The sequence below is a fragment of the Streptosporangium sp. NPDC000563 genome (genome assembly GCF_040299985.1).
GTDB lineage: Bacteria > Actinomycetota > Actinomycetes > Streptosporangiales > Streptosporangiaceae > Streptosporangium.
Genome location: NZ_JBEPDA010000008.1, coordinates 139,433 through 159,158, shown reverse-complemented (window position 1 = coordinate 159,158; position 19,726 = coordinate 139,433). Strand labels below are relative to the sequence as shown.

General features: G+C 70.3%; 16 protein-coding genes. 7 read left to right on the top strand and 9 right to left on the bottom strand.

The annotated features are described in order from the left end of the window. Positions 1–28: 28 nt before the first annotated feature. The 6 genes from ABT352_RS20760 to mtrA form a co-directional block, all read right to left on the bottom strand. The gene (locus tag ABT352_RS20760; protein ID WP_350946500.1) at positions 29–733 is read right to left on the bottom strand and encodes a response regulator; all 705 of its coding nucleotides are present in this window, start codon (positions 731–733) and stop codon (positions 29–31) included. Between the two features lie 94 nt (positions 734–827). Continuing rightward, complete coding sequence (gene hpf, locus ABT352_RS20755) at positions 828–1,493, bottom strand: ribosome hibernation-promoting factor, HPF/YfiA family (RefSeq protein ID WP_350946499.1); 666 nt, start codon at positions 1,491–1,493, stop codon at positions 828–830. 537 nt (positions 1,494–2,030) lie between these two features. Next, entirely contained in the window at positions 2,031–2,735 is a 705-nt protein-coding gene (locus ABT352_RS20750) for a ComF family protein (RefSeq protein WP_350946498.1), read from the bottom strand. A 99-nt stretch (positions 2,736–2,834) separates the two neighbouring features. Continuing rightward, positions 2,835–4,580, bottom strand: a complete 1,746-nt coding sequence (locus ABT352_RS20745; protein ID WP_350946497.1) for an LpqB family beta-propeller domain-containing protein — start codon at positions 4,578–4,580, stop codon at positions 2,835–2,837. Positions 4,581–4,761: 181 nt separating this feature from the next. Next, the gene (gene mtrB / locus ABT352_RS20740) at positions 4,762–6,483 is read right to left on the bottom strand and encodes an MtrAB system histidine kinase MtrB (RefSeq protein WP_350946496.1); all 1,722 of its coding nucleotides are present in this window, start codon (positions 6,481–6,483) and stop codon (positions 4,762–4,764) included. Positions 6,484–6,508: 25 nt separating this feature from the next. Next, positions 6,509–7,186 (bottom strand): MtrAB system response regulator MtrA, encoded by a 678-nt coding sequence (gene mtrA / locus ABT352_RS20735; protein ID WP_030907316.1) that lies wholly within the window; start codon positions 7,184–7,186, stop codon positions 6,509–6,511. A 341-nt stretch (positions 7,187–7,527) separates the two neighbouring features. On the opposite strand from mtrA, the gene ABT352_RS20730 reads away from it, so the two are divergent. The 5 genes from ABT352_RS20730 (at position 7,528) to ABT352_RS20710 (ending at position 13,118) form a co-directional block, all read left to right on the top strand. After that, a complete protein-coding gene (locus ABT352_RS20730) occupies positions 7,528–8,835 on the top strand; it encodes a DUF7847 domain-containing protein (protein WP_350946495.1) in 1,308 nt (435 codons plus the stop codon). Further along, positions 8,820–9,461 (top strand): DUF4129 domain-containing protein, encoded by a 642-nt coding sequence (locus ABT352_RS20725; protein ID WP_350946494.1) that lies wholly within the window; start codon positions 8,820–8,822, stop codon positions 9,459–9,461. Before ABT352_RS20730 ends, ABT352_RS20725 begins: the two co-directional genes overlap by 16 nt. After that, positions 9,458–10,717 (top strand): DUF4350 domain-containing protein, encoded by a 1,260-nt coding sequence (locus ABT352_RS20720; protein ID WP_350946493.1) that lies wholly within the window; start codon positions 9,458–9,460, stop codon positions 10,715–10,717. The genes ABT352_RS20725 and ABT352_RS20720 overlap by 4 nt, the downstream gene beginning before the upstream one ends. A 110-nt stretch (positions 10,718–10,827) precedes the next feature. After that, positions 10,828–11,751 carry an AAA family ATPase gene (locus tag ABT352_RS20715; RefSeq protein WP_350946616.1) on the top strand — a complete coding sequence of 308 codons (924 nt, stop codon included), beginning with the start codon at positions 10,828–10,830 and terminating at the stop codon, positions 11,749–11,751. A gap of 2 nt (positions 11,752–11,753) precedes the next feature. Further along, positions 11,754–13,118, top strand: coding sequence for a DUF58 domain-containing protein (locus ABT352_RS20710; RefSeq protein ID WP_350946492.1), 1,365 nt, complete (start codon positions 11,754–11,756; stop codon positions 13,116–13,118). Between the two features lie 150 nt (positions 13,119–13,268). On the opposite strand, the gene ABT352_RS20705 is transcribed toward ABT352_RS20710, so the two are convergent. Next, complete coding sequence (locus ABT352_RS20705) at positions 13,269–14,264, bottom strand: stage II sporulation protein M (protein WP_350946491.1); 996 nt, start codon at positions 14,262–14,264, stop codon at positions 13,269–13,271. Positions 14,265–14,301: 37 nt separating this feature from the next. On the opposite strand from ABT352_RS20705, the gene ABT352_RS20700 reads away from it, so the two are divergent. Further along, on the top strand, positions 14,302–15,297 hold the full coding sequence (locus ABT352_RS20700; protein ID WP_350946490.1) for an RDD family protein: 996 nt from the start codon (positions 14,302–14,304) through the stop codon (positions 15,295–15,297). Positions 15,298–15,479: 182 nt separating this feature from the next. Here the strand turns inward: ABT352_RS20700 and ABT352_RS20695 are convergent, their stop codons facing one another. Together ABT352_RS20695 and ABT352_RS20690 are read right to left on the bottom strand one after the other, a co-directional pair. Continuing rightward, positions 15,480–16,868, bottom strand: a complete 1,389-nt coding sequence (locus ABT352_RS20695) for an LVIVD repeat-containing protein (protein WP_502992878.1) — start codon at positions 16,866–16,868, stop codon at positions 15,480–15,482. Positions 16,869–17,102: 234 nt separating this feature from the next. After that, positions 17,103–18,515 carry an LVIVD repeat-containing protein gene (locus ABT352_RS20690; protein WP_350946489.1) on the bottom strand — a complete coding sequence of 471 codons (1,413 nt, stop codon included), beginning with the start codon at positions 18,513–18,515 and terminating at the stop codon, positions 17,103–17,105. Positions 18,516–18,910: 395 nt separating this feature from the next. Here ABT352_RS20690 and ABT352_RS20685 point away from each other — a divergent pair, with 395 nt between their 5' ends. Then, positions 18,911–19,570, top strand: coding sequence for a DUF305 domain-containing protein (locus tag ABT352_RS20685; RefSeq protein WP_350946488.1), 660 nt, complete (start codon positions 18,911–18,913; stop codon positions 19,568–19,570). The last annotated feature ends 156 nt before the right edge of the window (positions 19,571–19,726 follow it).

The window sequence follows — 19,726 nt, the reverse complement described above, 5'->3', positions numbered from 1 at the left end:
GCCGGGCGGTCACCGCACCGGGCACGCGTCAGGTGATCTCAAGCATCCGCTCGCGGACCGCGTAGACCACCGCCTCCATCCTGGAGTGGAGCTGAAGCTTGTCCAGGATGTTTCTGACGTGGTTCTTCACGGTGTTCTCCGAGATGAACAGCTGCTTGGCGATCTCGCGGTTGTTCATGCCCTTCGCGACGAGACGGAGCACCTCCATCTCCCGGTCGGTCAGGCGCGGAACGGGGAGTTGCGGGGGGCGCTCGGCCTCCTTACGGCTCATGTTGGCGAACTCGCTGATGAGTTTGGCGGCCATCGCCGGATTGATCAGCGACTGTCCCTCGTGGACGCCGCGGACGGCCTCCGGGACCTCGTCGAGTTGGACGTTCTTCAGCAGATAGCCGGTGGCACCCGCCTTGATCGCCTCGAAGAGATCCTCCTCCTCGTCACTCACCGTCAACATGATGATCCGTGTGCTCGGCACCGAGGCCTTGATCTCACGAGTGGCCTCGATACCGCTCCTCCGTGGCATCCGGACGTCCATGAGCATGACATCCGGGGTGAGGCGGTCGGCGAGTTCGACCGCCTCCTGCCCGTCGCTCGCCTCGCCGACAACCTCGATGTCCGTCTCCGCGGCCAGCGCCATCTCCAGACTGCGGCGGATCAACGCGTGATCGTCAACGATCAGCACGCGGATCGGTTCGCCGTGTCCGGACGGGCCGGTTGCGTCGTCGGGTTCCGTCACGCCTCCTCCTCGGGGGGCCAGAGCCGGTGGACCGCCATGATTACACGGGTTTCATGGTCCTCGGTTGGTCGGAGAGGATCTTCGAACGCGTTCTTCAGGGCTCAACGAGCCGCAGCACGCCGTAGTTGTACCCCTGTCGGAGGTATACGACGCTTGGCTGCCCGCTCTCCTTGTCACGGAAGAGATAGAAATCGTGTCCCACGAGTTCCATCTCAAGAAGGGCCTGATCGACGGTCATCGGATCGGCCTCGTGGAACTTCTCCCTGACCATCAGCGGACCGTCCCCGTCCATCTGGATCGGGATGATGCTCTTGTCCTCCGTGACGTCGGCGTCGGCCTCGCTCTTGGACGCGGCCGGCGACTGCTCGGTGAACAGATGAGCCGGGGCGGTGTCGAAGGATTCGGCGAGCGCGGTGGCCGTCAGTTCGGCGACCGAGGGCGGGCAGTGGTTGCCGTGATGGATCTTCCTGCGGTCGGCGAGCCGCCGCAGCCGTCCTTCGAGCTTGCCGAGTGCGATGTCAAGGGCGGCGAATCGGTCGTCGGCCGAAGCCTCCGCCCGGATCGCGGGACCACGTGAATGAATGGTGAGCTCGACGCGCTCCCGCTGGTCGACGATACGCGGATTACTTTCCTTGGACACCTCCACGTCAACGCGGATGAGCTTGTGGTCCAAACGCTCGATCCTGGCCAGCTTGGTATTCACCTGGTCTCGGAATCGGTCACTCACTCCGGTGTGCCGACCCTTGACGATGATCTCCATGCACAGCCCCCCTTCGAACCTCGACGGTGGTATTGCGACACCCGCTCGGCCGACCTGGTCTTCGTCCCCACATCCGCCTGCTGAGGGTTTCGCAGCTCTTTGCCACTACATGCCCTTCTCTTCTGGCAAGGAACATCTGGCTCCCTGGGAAGGCAGGACTTACCTCTAAGCCGCACCGTGATCGATCGACGAGAAGTCGTCTTACGTGGACCGTTTCGCCTGCGGCTGGCATCGGCTAGCCGGGCCGGCCTCCTCGCGGAGGTCGGTCCGGTGCAACCACGGACCCGAGCGGGTGCCATGGCTCAGACGCTATCCGCATCCCGGCCGAATGTCAGCCTGACCGTGGACCAAAGGATCACTTTGCGTAATCCAGGACCGGGCGAGCGGCTCCGGGGCTCCCGCTCCTGGAAGGCGACGGCGGGAGCGGCGAGGGCTTCTCACGTTCTTGAGCAGCCATGAGGGCATCGTCGAGACGGTCAGGACAGTGAGGTGTGGCGTCGAGGTGACCCCACGATCGGGTCACCACCTCACCCTGCGTCACGATCCGTCGCGATCACCGGTTTTCGATCTCCGGCGTGTCGCGGCGACCGTGGCGGCGAGGGAGGGCGTGAGCCCCGCCTCCCGCATCGCCCTCGCCGCCTCCGCGAGCGTCGCACCGGTGGTGACGACGTCGTCGACCAGCACAATCGCCTCCGTACCGCCCCAGGAGCGCGGCACAGGCGCGTTGCGGCCGATCGTGACCGTAAAGGCGGAGGAGAGATTGGCGGCCCGCTGGAGGGAACTCAGCCCCGCCTGGTCGGCGACGCGGCGGCGCTGGGCGAGCACCCGTGCCACGCTCGCGGGCCAGCCGGCCTCGCGGAGGTAACCGGCCGCCAGCGTCGCGAGCCGGGTCACCGGGTCGTGCCCGCGGCGCCTCAGGGCCGGGCGGGCGCTGGGCACCGGCACCAGCAGCACCGGCCGCTCGCCGGCCGCCGTCGCCACCGCGAGGGCGAGGGCCCCGGCCAGCGGAGGGGCGAGGGCCGTGCGACCGCGCTCCTTGTAGGCGATGATCGCTCGCCGCACGGCGGGGGTGTATTCGGCCGCCGACCAGCACTCGGGCGTGCCTGGCGGAACGGGGTCCGGCATCCGGAGGGCGGGCGCCCCGTGCAGCTCCTTCGCGCAGCGGGGACAGACGAGGGCGCCCAGCGCGTCGCATCCGGCGCAGCGGGGCGGCAGGATCAGGTCGAGCATGGCGGTCGTCACGGATCCAAGGTTGCATACGGCACCGACAAAAAAGCCCAGCCCAGGGTACCGGAGGGGGGTTCGGTCCCCCACCGGAGGCGATGGAAGGAGTCGCTCGACTCAGCTCAGGGGAAAGGCCGGGAAGGCGGGACCGTCCTCCGTGAAGTCCGTGGTCCCGGTCTCGTTCTTGACCAGCGACTCCCACCTGGTGGAGTTCCAGAACAGGACCTGCCGGGCCCCCTGCTCGTCCCTGGCCCCGGCGAGCAGGGTGCTGTCCAGGGCGGTGATGCTCTCGATCCGGGAGTCGAAGGGCAGCGACTTGGGCTCGGCGGAGACCGAGGCCTCGAGCAGTTCCGACTTGCCGGTGAGCGCGTACAGGGTCTTGCCGTCCTTCCAGGCGATGTCCTTGATCGTCCGGTTGCCGTCGGCGTTGACCACGGTCTGCAGGTTGGTGACGCGGGTGTTCTCCCGCTCTCCGATGACGGTGCCGACCTGGACCTGCTCGCCCAGCCCGTCCTTGACGATCACGGCGACGTGCACGCCGTCCCGCGCGACCTTGAGCGACTTGACGTACAACGTCTCCAGGTCCGGGGCCGACACCCGGTACCGGTGTTTGTTGTCGCCGTCGTGCCGGGTGATGACCGAGGCGTGGTCGTTGGGCCGGTCGACCGTCCAGAGCGTGTGATAGCGGTCCCAGGCGGGCGGGGCGAGGGAGACCCCCGTGCTCCAGTCGCGCCACTCACCGCCCGCGGCGAGCGGCGCGACGGAGACGCTCCTGCCGTCTCCCGAGAGCACCGCCACCTGCTGTACGGGCTGGCCACTGATCGCGGGGTGGGTCCCCACCCCCTTCTGACCGGCCCTGCCGGGCACGGACCGCCCAACGTTCTCCTTGTCCAGCAACTGCAGCGCGCCACCCGCGAGATAGAACGGGTAGACGGCGTCGGGGGTCGTCCAGGGGTCGAAGTTCGAATGCTCCTGAGCGTCGATCTGGAGGGACGCGTCGGGATAGTACGACTCGCCGTTCACGGTGACCTCGAAGCCCCAGCCGCCCTTGGTGAGCGCGGCGAGCGTCGCGGCGAGCTGGGCCGACATCGGGTCGATCAGGTCGGAGTCCACCCGCCTGGTGAGGTCGACGACGACCCGGTTGTTCTCGATGGTGACGTCGATGAGCTCGGTGCCGGTGAAGGCGGTGCGCACCGCGTCCTTGAGGGAACTGCTCGGCCCCCTGATCAGCCGCTCGACCGTCGTCTTGGCGAAGTTGGCGGCCGGGTCGATCGGCACCCGCACCTGGTCGACGACCAGGCCCTTCCACTGGGAGTCGAGGAAGTACAGGTCGACGGGCAGGTAGCCGCGGGCGACGTCGGCCTCGGACAACAGAAGCCCGTCGGGGGCCGCGCTGATGCGCCACTCGCCGTTCGCGTCCTTGGCGAGGGTGAACGCCTGGTTCAGCGTGCCGCCGCTCGGGCGGTATCGACCGTCCTGGTCGATGATCGCGGTTTTGCTGCCCTTGAGCGTCACCTGGGCTTGCTTGTCCTCGTCGCGGGGGGGCGCGAACTTCTCGTACGTGCCCTGCCGGTAGACAGTGACGCCGCTGCGCGGGTTCCACTTGGCGGCGAAGTCGCCGGTGAGGTATTCGCGGGCGACCTGGAAGGCGGGGTCGTCGAGGCTCGCCATCGCCGCGCGGAAGCCGGTGACGACCTCCTCCGGCGACCAGCCGGCCTTCGGCGGCATCGCGATGACCCGCGCGTACGGGTCGCCCAGCGGGTTGCCCTTGCGCTCGTTGTCGACGGCGACGACGGACTTGCCTCCGGTGGGGATGACCGAACAGGCGCTCACCGCGTAGACGAGGGCGATCGCGAGGATCACCGTCCCCGCGTTCCGCGCGCCTCCCCTCAGCGCCGCGTACCGCCCCCCGCGGACACCGGTCCGCGCGGCGCCACCGACCGGCTCGGGCCGTCGCCGCGCCCTTCCGCCGACGGTCCGCGTCGCGCTCCCCACAGGCTCCGGCCGGCGTCGCGCGCCTCCCGTCCTGCCCGTGCTGCCCGCCCTAGTCCGCATCGCGTCCCCCGTCGGCCGCCGCCGGCGACAGCACCGGCGTCATGTGCCCTCGCCAGGTGCGCCGCATCTCCACCTCCGGGGGTACGAGCGGCAACGGCGAGCCCCGCAGCACCGCCCCCGCCACCCTGGGCAGCGAGAGCCGGAACTGCGAGCCCTCCCCGTGCGAGCCCCACGCCTGCAGCCAGCCGCCGTGCAGGATGGCGTCCTCGCGGGAGATGGCGAGCCCCAGGCCCGTACCGCCGATCGTGCGCGCCCGGGACGGGTCCGCCCGCCAGAAGCGGTCGAAGACCAGGTTCTCCTCGCCGGCTCTCAGTCCCACCCCGTGGTCGCGTACGGCCACCGCCACCGCGTCCCTGTCGGCGGCGACCGAGACGACGATGTCGCGGCCCTCTCCGTGCTCGATCGCGTTGAACAGCAGGTTGCGCAGGATGCGCTCGACCCTGCGGCTGTCCATCTCCGCCATGCACGGCTCGCCGGGAAGGCGCAGGTCGAAGCGGGTGGAGTGGCGCTCGGCCAGCGCCTCGGAGTCGGCGACGGCGCGCAGCACCACGTCCCTGACGTCCACGGAATCGACGTCGAGGTCGGCCGCGCCCGCGTCGTAGCGGCTGATCTCCAAAAGGTCGGCGAGCATCGCCTCGAACCGGTTGAGCTGGTTCTGCATCAGCTCCGCCGACCTGGCGGCCATCGGATCGAAGTCCTCGCGGGCGTCGAAGAGCAGGTCGGCGGCCATCCGCACGGTGGTGAGCGGGGTACGCAGCTCGTGCGAGACGTCCGAGACGAACTGGCGCTGGACCTGGGAGAGCTCCTCCAGCTGGTGGATCTTCAGCGCCAGGTTGGCGGCCATCTCGTTGAAGGAGGCGGCCAGCCGGGCGAGGTCGTCCTCGCCGCGCACCTTCAGCCGCTCGTCCAGGCGCCCGGCGGCCAGCCGCTCGGCGGCCTGCCTGGCCAGCCGCACCGGCGTGACGACCTGGCGGGTGACCAGGGAGGAGATCACGGCCAGCAGCAGCACGAGGCCGGCGCCGACAAGGATGATCATCTGCTGCACCGAGGCGAGGGTCTGCTCCTCCTTGTCCAGCGGGATGAGGTGGTAGATCTCGTACGACGAGTCGAGGCGGGTGCCGATGATCATGCCGGGCACGGGCTGCTCCGGCTGTCCCTTGTAGTACAGCGGGGTGTACCAGGTGCTGTCCTCGCCGGCCTCCTTCTTGAACAGCTCCTCACGCTGCCTGGGCGGGATGCTGACGGGGTCGATGTCCGTGGTTCCGTAGAACGCCCCCGGCAGCGTCTCGTTACGGATGATCACCGAGTAGCGGCTCGCCGAGCCCGCGCGCCGCGCGAGCGCCTCCGTGGCCTGGCTGAGCGGGCTGCTTCCCACCGGCTGCAGCGCCTGGCCCGGCTCCGCGGCCTGCTTGGCGGCCTCGGCCGCCGGCTGGCTGAGATAGCCGAGCACCGCGTTCCTGTCGGCCTGCGCCTCGCTCTTGGCCGCGCTCTCCCTGGTCTCCAGGGTGGTCCTGATGATCTGCTGCATCAGGAAGACGCCGAGTACGGCGACGACCACGATGGAGATGACCATCGTGCTGGTGACCACGCGCAGCTGGAGCGAGCGCCAGAAGACGCGTCGCGCCCGGCCGGCGACGCGCCGGACACGACGCCGGACACCCCGCAGCAGCTGGCGCGGGGTGCGACGGCGTTTCTTCGGTGCGGGAGGCATCTCGGGGGTCCGGGGAGGAGGGCGGCTAGGCCGGTCCGGCCTTGTATCCGACCCCGCGGACCGTCACGACGATCTCGGGGTGCTCAGGATCCTTCTCGATCTTCGCCCGGAGCCGCTGGACGTGCACGTTGACCAGACGGGTGTCGGCCGCGTGGCGGTAGCCCCAGACCTGTTCGAGCAGGACCTCGCGGGTGAAGACCTGGCGGGGCTTCCTGGCGAGGGCGACCAGCAGGTCGAACTCCAGCGGGGTGAGATTGATGGTCTCCTCCTCCCGCTTCACCGAGTGCCCGGCGACGTCGATCGTGATGTCGCCGATCTGCAGGATCTCCGGCGTCGGCTCGTCGGTGCGGCGCAGCCGGGCGCGGACCCTGGCGACGAGCTCCTTGGGCTTGAAGGGCTTGACGATGTAGTCGTCGGCCCCCGACTCCAGCCCGAGCACCACGTCGATGGTGTCGCTCTTGGCGGTCAGCATGACGATCGGCACCCCGGACTCGGCCCTGATGCGGCGGCAGACGTCGATCCCGTCGGCCCCCGGCAGCATCAGGTCGAGCAGGACCAGGTCCGGCCGGGTGTCGCGGAACGCGTCGAGTGCCTTGTCGCCGTCGGAGACGAACGAGGGTTCGAAGCCCTCTCCGCGCAGCACGATACCGAGCATCTCGGCGAGAGCCGCGTCGTCGTCGACGACCAGCACGCGTCCTTTCATGGCCCCTCATTCGGTTTACGCAGTTCGGGAGTTATCGTGATAAATCGGTCGATCATCGAAGATTACCCTCGTCCGCCTACTGGATGACACCGGCCAACGACGGGGCGTCCAACTGACGAATTTTAGGCGCACTCAACGTAAAACGTGCAGTTACGCCCCCCACGGCCGCCGCCGACCCGGTGACTGCGGGCACCGGGCGGTGATGACCACGTTCACAGTCTGCGGTAAACCACGGTGTCTCGGCCATCCCTCCGGCATCTCCACCCTCCTTCAGGGGGATGAAACGTTCGTGTGATCACCCGATCACCACGGATGGTGTGTCCACATGCCAGGATTGGGATATGTCAGACGGTCACGGCTCCAGTCCCGGCGATCCCGGCACGCCCACGGGCTGGGCGTCCAACCAACCCCCGCCGTACGGCAACGCCCAGGGATCCCCGTGGACCGCCCCCGGCCCCGCGCCCGATCCTCCCGCGCCGCCGCAGGGGCCCCCTCAGGGACCCTGGCAGCCCCACGGCCAGGCACCATACGGGCAGCCGCCGCACCAGCAGCCGTACCAGCAGGGCCCCTACGGGCCGCCGCCGTACGGCGCGCACATGCCGCCTCCCGCGATGCGCCCCGGCATCATCCCGCTGCGGCCGCTCGGCGTGGGCGACATCCTCGACGGGGCGATCAAGCTGATGCGCTCCAACCCCAAGAGCGTCCTGGGCCTGTCGGCGATCGCCGCCGCGCTGGGCGCGATCCCCCTCGCGATCGGGCAGGTGATCGCGCTCGAATCCATCACCCCGCTCCTGGAGAACCCGAACGCGGCCCCCGACGAGGGGAGTTTCCTCTCCCAGTACGGCGGCAGCCTGCTCTCCTACGCGATCCAGTTCGTCGCCGTGACGCTGCTCACCGGCGTGATCACCCGCATCCTGGGCCGCGCGGTCTTCGGCGGCAAGATGACTGCCGGCGAGGCATGGACGCTGACCCGGAGCCGGGTGCCCACGCTGTTCGGGCTCGTCGTCGTCAACCTCGTGATCCTGCTCGTACCGATGGCCATGATCATCGGTGTGTTCTTCGCGCTCGGCTCGGCGGGGGCCGGTGTCGGGGTGATCGCGATCGTGGGCGTGGTGGCGGTATTGGCCTACGTGGCCTACGCCTTCTTCGTCAGCACCCGGCTGGTGCTCGCCCCCGCGGCCGCGGTGCTGGAGCGGCGCGGCGTCGTCGACTCGTTGCTCAGGTCCTGGCACCTCGTCTCCGGCGGCTTCTGGCGAACGCTCGGCATCGTGATCCTCACCCAGATCATCGCGTTCCTCGTCGGCCAGCTGCTCTCCTTCCCCTTCGTCCTGGGCGGGAGTTTCCTCGTACTCCTCGGCGAGAGCTCGGACGGCGCGCGGATCGCCGCGGCGATCCTCATCGCGGTGGGCGTCACCCTCGGCTCGATGATCACCTATCCCCTCCAGGCAGGGGTGAACGGCCTGCTCTACGCCGACCGGCGGATGCGCTCCGAGGCGTTCGACCTGGTGCTCCAGACCGCGGCGATCGAGCAGCGGCGACAGGGCTGGGTCCACGCGTCGGCCGACGATCTGTGGGACCCCTCCATCACACCCGCGGGCCCCGCGCGGCACGAGCCCCCCGGCCAGGGAGCCCCGTGGCCCCATTCCTGACGTCCCCCGTCGACATCGGGCGCGAAGAGGCGCGGCGCCAGGCGATCCAGGAGCTGCTCAGATCCGAGTACGCCAAGGAGTCCCTGCTCGACCGCGTCTGGCGCAACATCAACCAGTTTCTCGGCGACCTGCTCGACCAGGAGTCCATGGGCACCGTCGGCAGCCTGGCGGCACGGGCGGCCCTGCTCGTGATCGTGATCGGGATCGTCGTCGCGCTGCTCCTGGTCGCCCGCAGGACCGCCGGGGGCGGCGGCACCCGCGAGGGCGGGATCTTCGGCGACCGCCGCCTCAGCGCCGCCGAGCACCGCGAGGCCGCCGAGCGGCTGGCGGCGGAGGCCCGATGGGCCGAGGCGGTCCGCGAACGGCTCCGGGCCGTCGCCCGTGATCTGGAGGACCGCGTGATCATCGACCACACCCCCGGCCGCACCGCCGACGAGCTCGCCGTGGAGGCGGGCCGAGCCCTGCCCGCGCTCGCCTCCGAACTCGCCGCGGCGGCGCGGGTGTTCGACGACGTGACCTACGGCGAGGTGCCCGGCACCCCCGAGGCGTACGGGATCATGCGCGACCTCGACGAGCACCTGCGCACGGCCCGCCCCGCGCCCGTCGTACGGGCGGACGCGCCATGAGCCTCGCCCCGCCGGGAAGGACGGGATCGGCCTCCGCCGAGGACGCAGGGAACGCAGGAAACCCAGAGAACGCAGGGAACGCAGGGAACGCGACGCGCGCCTCCGCGACGACCTCCACCTCGCCGACCGCGGGCGGCCTCTGGCGCGGCGGCAGGGGCATCCTGCCGGTGGCGTTCCTCGTGGTCGCCGTCGCCGTCGCCGGCGTGCTGCTCGGAGGCTCCGGCGGACCGGAAAGACCCCTCGACCCCGCCGACACCTCGCTCTCGGGAGGCAAGGGCCTGGCCCGGCTGCTGCAGGCGAACGGGGTGCGGGTCACCCGGGTCACCTCGGCCGAGGAGGCCTCGTCACTGGCCGAGCAGGCGGGCCCCGAGGGCAGCACCCTGCTGGTGAGCCGGACCTTCCCGCTCGACGAGGACGAGGCGGAGCTGCTCGCCGCCGCACCCTCGGACCTGCTGGTGGTGGGCGTACCCGAGCACCTGGACCTGCTCGCGCCCGGGGTGGCCCCGGTGGGTGAGGCGCGGGCGCGCTCCCGCGAGCCCCGGTGCGCGCTGCCGGCCGCGACGAGGGCGGGCAGCGCCTACAGCGGCGGCGTGACCCTCACCCTGCCCGCCGGGGCGATCGGCTGCTACCCGGCGGGCGGGAAGCCCACCCTGGTCTCCCACGGCGTGGGGGACCGGACGGTCACCGTCGCGGGCGACGCGCAGTTCATGACCAACCTGCGGCTCGCCGAGGACGGCAACGCCGCGCTGGCGACGAACCTCGCCGGCGGGCGGCCCACCCTGCTCTGGCTCACGCCTCCCGAGGCCACCCCCCAGGCGGGCGACCGCAAGGAGGGTTTCTACGACCTGGTCCCCCCGGGGGTCAAGTGGGCCGTGGTCCAGGTGTTCCTCGCGGTGCTGCTGCTCGCGCTCTGGCGGGGCCGCAGGCTCGGTCCCGTGGTGGCCGAGCGGCTGCCCGTCGTCGTGCGGGCGGCCGAGACCGTCGAGGGACGTGCCAGGCTCTACCGGGCACGGCGGGCCCGCGACCGGGCCGCCGCGGCCCTGCGCGCGGGCTTCACCGACCGGGTCACCCCCCGCCTCGGGCTGCCACCGGGGACCGGCCCCGACGCGCTGGTGAACGCGATCGCCGAGCGGACCGGCCAGGCGGCGTCGCACGTCGGCGCCGCCCTGTACGGACCTCCGCCGGTCGACGAGGCGGGGCTGGTAGCCCTCGCCGAATACATGGACATCTTGGAAAGGCAGGTCGGAAAGTCGTGACCACACCACCGGGGAACGACGGTCTCACCGAGGCGGCCTCCGTCGCGAGGACCGCGCCCGGCGCATCCGCCGTACCCGCCGCGCAGAGCGCGGACCAGGCCAGGGAGGCGCTGGGAGCCCTGCGCGCCGAGGTCTCCAAGGCGGTCGTCGGCCAGGACGCCGTGGTCACCGGGCTGGTGATCGCGCTGCTCTGCCGGGGCCACGTGCTGCTCGAAGGCGTGCCCGGCGTCGCCAAGACCCTGCTCGTCAGGACACTGTCGGCGGCGCTCTCACTCGACTTCAAGCGGGTGCAGTTCACCCCCGACCTCATGCCGGGCGACATCACCGGCTCGCTGATCTACGACGCGAAGACGTCGGAGTTCGAGTTCCGCGAGGGGCCGGTCTTCACGAACCTCCTGCTCGCCGACGAGGTGAACCGCACGCCGCCGAAGACGCAGGCCGCGCTGCTCGAGGCGATGGAGGAGCGTCAGATCAGCGTGGAGGGGGCGGCGCGCGCGCTGCCCGACCCGTTCATCGTGGCCGCCACCCAGAACCCCGTCGAGTACGAGGGCACCTACCAGCTGCCCGAGGCGCAGCTCGACCGGTTCCTGCTCAAGCTGACCGTCCCGCTGCCGCCTCGCGACCAGGAGATCGCGGTGCTGGAGCGGCACGCGCTCGGCTTCGACCCGCGCGACCTCTCGCACGTCAAGGCCGTGGCAGGCGCCGCCGACCTCGCCGCGGGACGCGCGGCGGTCGGCAAGGTCCACGTGGGCCCCGAGGTGCTCGGCTACATCGTGGACATCGCGCGGGCGACCCGCCAGTCGCCCTCGCTCCAGCTCGGTGTCTCCCCGCGCGGCGCCACCGCGCTGCTCGCCGGGGCGCGGGCCTGGGCGTGGCTGTCCGGCCGCACCTACGTGACGCCCGACGACGTCAAGGCGCTGGCCAGGCCCGCGATGCGGCACCGGATCCAGATACGTCCCGAGGCCGAGCTGGAGGGCGCGACCGCCGACGGCCTCATCGACGCCATCCTCGCCTCCGTCCCCGTCCCCCGCTGACCATGGCGCTGACAGGACGGGCCGCGCTGCTGGCGCTGCTGGGCACCCTGGCCGTGCTGTTCGCCCCCCGGCCCGGGCTCGCCGTGGCCGGGGTGGCGCTGCTGATCGTGGCGCTGGTCGCGGTCGACCTGCTGCTGGCCGGGAGCGTGCGCCCGCTGCGCTTCACCCGCTCGGGCGAGCGGCTGGTACGGCTCGGCGAGTCGGTCACGGTCGAGCTGATCGTGGAGAACCCCGGCCCACGCAGGGTGCGCGGCGTGCTCAGGGACGCCTGGCCGCCCTCCGCGGGCGCCACGCCCCGGCACCTGCCTCTGGACGTTCCCCCCGGCGAGCGCCGCCGGCTGGTCACGACGCTCACCCCCACCCGCAGGGGCGACCGCGAGGCGGTCACGGTGACGGTGCGGACGCTGGGCCCGCTGGGTGTGGCGGCCCGCCAGGGCTCACACCGGGTGCCCTGGTCGGTCAGGGTGCTGCCGCCGTTCCTCAGCCGCAAGCACCTGCCCGCCAAGCTGTCCAGGCTCAGGGAGCTGGAGGGCCGGCACCCGTCGATGATCCGGGGGCAGGGCACCGAGTTCGACTCGCTGCGGGAGTACGTGGTCGGCGACGACGTCCGCTCGATCGACTGGCGGGCCACCGCGCGCCGCGACGACGTCGTGGTCCGCACCTGGCGGCCCGAGCGCGACCGCCGGGTGCTGATCGTGCTCGACACCGGCCGTACCTCGGCCGGACGGGTGGGCACCGCCCCGATCCCGTTGGCCGGGGAGGTGCCGAGGACCGGCGCCGGGAGCGGGGCGCGGGTCGTGCCCGGCTGGCCCCGCCTCGACTGGTCGATGGACGCGGCGCTGCTGCTGGCCGCCCTCGCCTCCCGGGCGGGCGACCGGGTCGACTTCATGGCCCACGACCGGGGGGTGCGCGCCTGGGTGTCCGGCACCGGCCGTACGGAGCTGCTGTCGTCCCTGGTCAACACCATGGCCCCGATCGAGGCCGAACTGGTCGAGGCCGACTCCGCGGGGATGGTCGCGGCCGTCATGGCGCGGGCCAGGCGACGTTGCCTGGTCGTCGTGCTGACCGACCTCAACCCGGCGGCGCTTGAGGAGGGGCTGCTGCCCGTCCTTCCCCGCCTCTCCTCGCGGCACCTGGTGCTCCTGGCCGCCGTCTCCGACCCCCAGGTGGCCGAGATGGCCGCCGGGCGCGGCACCTCCGAGCTGGTCTACGGCGCGGCGGCGGCCGAGCATCTGCGCGCGGGACGGCGCAGGATCACCACCCTGCTGCGCCGTCAGGGGGTGGAGGTCGTGGACACCGCCCCCGACCAGATCGCCCCGGCCCTCGCCGACGCCTACCTGGCGCTGAAGGCGGCCGGGCGGCTCTGAGCCGCCCCGGCACGCACCGGTGCCCAGTCGGCGCCCGGAGCCGCGGGGGTTCGACGCCCGGGGCCACGTGGCGCTCACGCGGCACTCCGAGCCACCGGAGTCCGGCCTGGGCCGGGCACTCCGCCGGGGCCGAACGCTCAGCCGGCGCGCTCAGCCGGCGCTCGGAGCCAGGTCGGGGGCACGTTCGATGTCCCCGCTCTCGCCCGCGGCCACGGCGCGGCGGCCGAAGAAGATCACGTAGGCGAGGAACGCGACCTCCGCGACCACCCCGATGCCGATCCGTGCCCAGGTGGGCAACCCCGAGGGCGTGACCAGGCCCTCGATCAGCCCGGAGACGAACAGCACCACGACCAGGCCGAGGGCCACGCTCATCACGGCCCTGCCCTGCTCGGCCAGAGCCTCCGTGCGCCTGCGCGGACCGGGGTCGACGACCGTCCAGCCGAGGCGCATGCCGACGGCCGCGGCGAGGAACACCGCGGTCAGCTCCAGCAGGCCGTGCGGGGTGATCAGCCCGAAGAAGATGTCGAGCTTGCCGCGCGAGGCCATCAGCCCGGCGGAGACGGCCACGTTGAGCGCGTTCTCCCACAGGACGTACGGGATCGGCAGGCCGAGCAGGACGGACATCATGATGACCTGCATCGAGACCCAGGCGTTGTTGACCCAGACCTGTCCGGCGAACGAGGTCGCCGGGTTCTCCGAGTAGTAGTCGGCGAAGTCGTGCTCGACGAGTTGGGTGATCTCCTCGGGGGTGGCGATCGCCGCCTGGACCCCGGGGTTCTCCCCCACCCAGACCGCGACGACCGTGGAGACCAGCAGGAACGCGACGCCCGTGGCCAGCCACCAGCGACGGGCCCGGTAGGCGACCACCGGGAAGGAGACGGTGAAGAAGCGGACGAACTCCCGCCAGGCCGGGGTGTGCGCCCCGGTCACCGCGGAGCGGGCTCGGGCGACGAGCGCCGACAGGCGGCCCACCAGGATGGGATCGGCGGAGGCCGAGCGGACGAGGGACAGGTGCGTGGCCACCCGCTGGTAGAGGTCGACCAGCTCGTCGACCTCGGCGCCGTCCAGCGAGCCGCGACGCCGGACCAGATCCTCGAGACGATCCCAGGCGGGCCGGTGCGCGGTGACAAAGGCGTCGATGTCCACGCGATCAGCCTATCCAGTCGAAGGTAGGGTGCTGGTTGTGTCCGATGTCGTAACCGGCGAGGCCGTGGTCGTCGAGGTCCGCGTGGCCCAGCTCCCGAGCAGGGCCGCGGCACTGCTGATCGACATGGCGATCCAGATCGTGACCCTGCTGGGGGCCTCCCTCCTCGTCGGCAACCTGGGATTCCTGGACGATCCGGCGCTGACGACGATGGTCTACATCGTGCTCACCGTGCTCGTGGTCGTCGGCTACCCGGTGACCTTCGAGACGCTCACGCGTGGGCGCAGCCTGGGCAAGCTCGCGCTGGGGCTGCGGGTCGTCAGCGACGACGGCGGTCCCGAGCGGTTCCGGCAGGCCCTGTTCCGCGGGCTGGCGGGGGTCCTGGAGTTCTGGATGCTCAGCGGTGCCCCCGCGCTGATCAGCTCGCTGATCTCGGAGAAGGGCAAGCGGCTCGGCGACGTCTTCTCCGGCACCATCGTGATCTCCGAGCGCGCCCCGCGGCAGTACGGGCCGCCGCTGGACATGCCGCCGATGCTCGCCCCGTGGGCGGCGACGCTGGAGCTGTCGCGGCTGCCCGAGCAGGTGGCGGCCACCGCACGGCAGTACCTCATGCGCTGGCACGACCTCGCCCCGGCCGTCCAGCACGAGATGGGCGTGCGCATCGCCACCGAGATGTCGGCCTTCGTCTCCCCGCCCGCCCCGCCGGGTGTGCCGCCGTTCGCCTACCTGACCGCCGTCCTGGCCGAACGCCGTCGCCGCGAGCAGGCGCGCCTGGCTCGGCGAACCGGCGGGCACCGGCCGGAGCGGCAGTGGACAGGTCAGCCGCACCCTCCCGCCCCGTACGCCGCTCCGTACGTCCCCGTTCCTTACGCGCCTCCCGGATCGGCGCCTCGGCCCGACCACCGGCCGTCGCAGCCGCGGATCCCCCTGCCGCCTCCGGCGGGGTCGCCCCACCCGGCACCTCCCCCGCCCACGTCCCCGCCTCCCGCGCGGCGGCCCGACTCCACGCCCGGCGGCTTCGTCCCCCCCGCCTGACTGACGGCTTCCGCACCCTCACTCCCCGCAGGCGGGCACTCACGCCGGTGAAGAGCGTCGCGCCGGATCACAGAGCCGGATCACAGAGCCGGAGCACGGAAAAGGGGCGGCGGGAAGGCCCGCCGCCCCTCACGCACGTCTCGCGGGCGACCGCGTCCCCTCGGGGGCGGCCGCTCGGACGGTCAGTGGTGGCCGTGCTCTCCGTAGGAGGCCTGGGTCTGCACGTTCAGCCGGTCCATCCGGACGTTCTTGGCCGGGTCGGTGCGACGGTCGTCGATCCTGAGGACGTCCAGCCCTCGGTAGAAGTCGCTGGCGTAGACGTAGCCGTTGTAGTAGTACGCCGACCAGATGCCGCCGCCTCCGCCGTCGGGCTCGGGGCCGCGCTCGAAGTAGCCGATCTCCTTCGGGCGGGCCGGGTCGCTGAGGTCCACGAAGGAGACGCCGCCCTGGTACCAGGCCTGGACCATGATGTCCTTGCCCTTGACCGGAATGAGCGAGCCGTTGTGCGCGACGCAGTTCTCGCTGTCGGCCTGGTGGCGGGGAATCTTGAAGTAGCTCTTGAAGACCAGCTTGCCGCGCTTGATCTCGTAGATGGCGTCGGCGCCGCGGTTCGGGCCGATCGCCTCGTTGCAGGTCGCCGCGCCGCCACCGCCGAGCTCGTCGGTGAAGATGACCTTGTCGCCCCTGTTGTTGAACGTCGCCGAGTGCCAGAACGCGAAGTTCGGGTCGGTGGTCCGCGCGGTGATCACCGGGTTCTCCCGGTCGGAGATGTCGAACAGGACGCCGTCACCCATGCAGGCCCCGGCCGCGATGTTCTTCTCCGCGTAGACGGTGATGTCGTGGCAGCCGCTGGTCGGCAACAGCAGGCCCGGCTGCGTCTCGTTGCCCCCGTCGGGGAAGATGACCGGCGTCTTGACCACGGCGGCGGCGGTCGGGTTGCGCAGCGGCACCTTGATGATCGAGATCTTGTCGTGCGGCGGCAGGCAGTCGGGGAACGTGTCGCTCGGGTTGTAGGAGGAGACGTAGAGGTAGACGTTCTTGCGGTCCCCGGTTTTACCGGGAACAAGGGTCAGGGTGTGGGAGCCGCAGTTGGTCTCGACCGACTTGATGTACTTGGGGTTTTTCTTGTCCTTGATGTCGAAGATCCGGACACCCTCCCACGACTCCTTGACGCTGGCCGGTTGGCCGACGCTGTTACAGGAGTCGTCGCTGCGGGAGTTGTCGACCGCGGCGAACAACAGGTCGTCGTAGACCGACACGTCCATCTGGGAGCCGGGGCACAGGACACCGCTGACGAGCTTGGCGCGCTTCGGGTTGCTGATGTCGTAGATCGAGAAACCGCCGTAGTTGCCGACGTAGGCGTAGTTGCCCTGGAAGGCGATGTCGCTGTTGACGGTGGTCTCAAGGCCGGGAAGCTTGGGCAGGGTGCCGACGTGTGTCACGTTGGGGCTGGTGACGACCTCGCCGGGTGGAGGGATGTCGGCGGCCTGGGCCGAGACCGTGGACGTCAGCATCGCGGCGGCCGTGGCCACCACCGCCAACGCCCGGACGACCCTTCGGGGAGCGAACACTGCGGGTGCCTCCTTGAAGCGGACATAAGGCATGCATAAATTAGCAAACCGTCCACCTTGACGCCCGAGTCAACATCACATGACTTTGTCACAATAAAATTTGATTCAACCTCTTTACTTACTCTCCGGATAAGTTTAGTGTCTTCCCCCTTTTTTGTGGCTCACCGTGGGGTTCCGGCATGAGCGACGGTCGCCGGGCGCCCGTCCGGCGCCCGGCGACCGTCACGTCAGAGGTCAGTGACCCTTGTCGGGCTGGTAGGAGTCCTGGGTCTGCGGGTTCAGGTCCTTGAACTTGACCTTGTCCGCCTTGTCGAGGCGCTTGTCGTTGATCTTCAGAACGTCAAGACCAAGGTTGAAGTCGCTGCCGTAGACGTGGCCGTTGTAGTAGTACGCCGACCAGAATCCACCGCTGAGCGGGTTGGCGCTGTCAGGGCCGCGCTCGAAGAAGGCGATCTCCTGCGCGTTGGCCGAGTCGGTGAAGTCGACGACCGAGATGCCACCCTGGTACCAGGCCTGGACCATGATGTCCTTGCCCTTGACCGGGATGAGCGAGCCGTTGTGCGCGACGCAGTTCTCGTTGTCGGCCTGGTGGCGGGGGATCTTGAAGTAACCCTTGAAGGCGAACTGGCCGTCCTGGAGGTCGTAGTAGGCGTTGGCGCCACGGTTCGGGCCGATCGCCTCGTTGCAGGTGGCCGCGCCACCGCCGCCGAGCTCGTCGGTGAAGACGACCTTGGTGCCCTTGTTGTTGAACGTCGCCGAGTGCCAGAACGCGAAGTTCTCGTCGTCACGGACCGTGGCGGTGACCTTCGGGTCGACCGGGTTGGAGATGTCCATCAGGATGCCCTCGCCCATGCAGGCTCCGGCGGCGATGTCCTTCTCCGGGTAGGCGGTGATGTCGTGGCAGCCGCTCGTCGCCGAGGTGCGGTAGGGGTACGGCAGGCTCTCGCCGGGGTTACCACCGTCCGGGAACAGAACCGGCGTGGCGACGACCGCGGCGGCCTCCGGGTTCTTCACCGGCACCTTGATGATCGAGATCTTGTCGTGCGGCGGCTGGCAGTCGGGGAACGACGCGTTCGGGCTGTAGGAGGAGACGTAGACGTAGACGTTCTTCTTGTCCCTGCCCTTGCCGGGGACGAGGGTCAGGGTGTGCGAGCCACAGTTGGTCTCGACCGCCTTGACGTACTTGGGGTTCTTCTTGTCGCTGACGTCGAAGATCCGGACACCCTCCCACGACTCCTTGATCGCGGCGCTCTGGCCGACGCTGCTGCAGGAGTCGTTGTTGCGCGAGGAGTCGACCGCGGCGAAGAGCAGGTCGCCATGGACGGACAGGTCCATCTGGCCGCCGGGGCAGACCACCGAGCTGACCACCGAGGTCTTCTTCGGGTTCTTGATGTCGTAGATCGAGAAGCCGCTGTAGTTGCCGACGAAGGCGTAGTCGCCCTGGAACGCCATGTCGGTGTTGATGTCTGTCAGGTTGGCCGGCTTGGGCACGTTGGTGACGTGCTCGACGTTCCCGCTCTTGGCGATCTCGCCAGGCGCCGGGATATCAGCGGCCTGCGCGGGTACCGCGGCCAGAACCGTGGCGACGGCGAGGCCGGCCACGAACAGGAAGCGGCCGGTCAGGCTCTTCCCTGGGGGGGTGGACACTTTGTACCTCCTAGCTGCATGCACTGATAAAGCGTGCATAAATGTCTGAATCGTTCATCCTGCGCGGCCGGTCAGGCAAGCCGTCACAGTGTCAGCAACTGTTTCCGACATGCAGTCTTTACGAACACCACCCGGAGGGGTTACGGTCTTGCGGCACTGGACATACAGCCCGAAACACCCCACATCGCCCGCGCGACGTCTCTCTCCTCATATCACCCCGACCCGTTAGGGTTGGGGTGATCCGCAGCGGACATGATGGACGTGGCGTTCCTGCCGGGACAGGGCGTGCCGCGTTCGCGTGGATGTTCACGTGGAGCTTGAGGCGCGCCCGGTCCGCGGATCGCGGATCCGGCCGGGCCCGGAAGCCGATAGCCCCGGGCCGCGGAAGGACGGTAATGAACATTCACGAAGGAGGCCGGGTGCGCGTCGCGCTCATCGCCGTGGTCGCCGTCCTGTCTCTCGGCGCGTGCACCTCGGAGCCGGAGGCCCCCGCGATCCCCGAGGCCGCCGCCTCGGCGCCGGTGATCGTCCCAGGTAGGCCGGGTGAGGTCGCCAGGACCGTCGGCCCCAGTGAGGCCGCCACGCTCGTACCCTCGCCCACCGTGAACGCGGCCGACGTGAAGTACCTCCAGGACATGATCGTCCACCACCGCCAAGCCCTCGACATGGCCACCCTCGCCCCGGCCAGGGGCGAGCACACCAGGCTCAAGGGCCTCGCCTCCCGTATCAAGGACGCGCAGGGGCCGGAGATCCAGTTCATGACCACCTGGCTCCAGCAGCAGGGGCAGCGGGTCCCCGAACACCATGCCGGGCACGGCGACATGCCCGGTATGGCCACACCGGAGCAGATGGACGCGCTCAAGGCCGCCTCGGGCAAGGACTTCGACCGGCTCTTCCTCCAGCTCATGATCGCGCATCACCAGGGCGCGCTCGCGATGTCCGAGCAGGTCCTGACCTCCGGTTCACACGTGCGGGTCGAGGAACTGGCCAACGACATCTCGGTCACCCAGAGCGCCGAGATCCGCAGGATGCGGGAGATGCAGGCCGAGCTCTGACTCGCCCCTTCGTGGACGGCTCGCGAGGATCGCGCCGTCCCGTCCTCGTACCCCGCCTCCGCCTGGCACCACCCCTGACCACGCACCCGGCGCGGACCGCCGTCGCCATGACCGTACGTCGCAGCCCTGTGGCAGGGGGACCAGCGTCTTGATCGG

What these genes read in the sequence shown, in the direction of transcription:
- hpf (WP_350946499.1), bottom strand. Translation starts at nt 1,493, where the DNA reads ATGGAGATCATCGTCAAGGGTCGGCACACCGGAGTGAGTGACCGATTC.
- mtrB (WP_350946496.1), bottom strand. Translation starts at nt 6,483, where the DNA reads ATGCCTCCCGCACCGAAGAAACGCCGTCGCACCCCGCGCCAGCTGCTG.
- mtrA (WP_030907316.1), bottom strand. Translation starts at nt 7,186, where the DNA reads ATGAAAGGACGCGTGCTGGTCGTCGACGACGACGCGGCTCTCGCCGAG.
- ABT352_RS20730 (WP_350946495.1), top strand. Translation starts at nt 7,528, where the DNA reads ATGTCAGACGGTCACGGCTCCAGTCCCGGCGATCCCGGCACGCCCACG.
- ABT352_RS20720 (WP_350946493.1), top strand. Translation starts at nt 9,458, where the DNA reads ATGAGCCTCGCCCCGCCGGGAAGGACGGGATCGGCCTCCGCCGAGGAC.
- ABT352_RS20710 (WP_350946492.1), top strand. Translation starts at nt 11,754, where the DNA reads ATGGCGCTGACAGGACGGGCCGCGCTGCTGGCGCTGCTGGGCACCCTG.
- ABT352_RS20685 (WP_350946488.1), top strand. Translation starts at nt 18,911, where the DNA reads ATGAACATTCACGAAGGAGGCCGGGTGCGCGTCGCGCTCATCGCCGTG.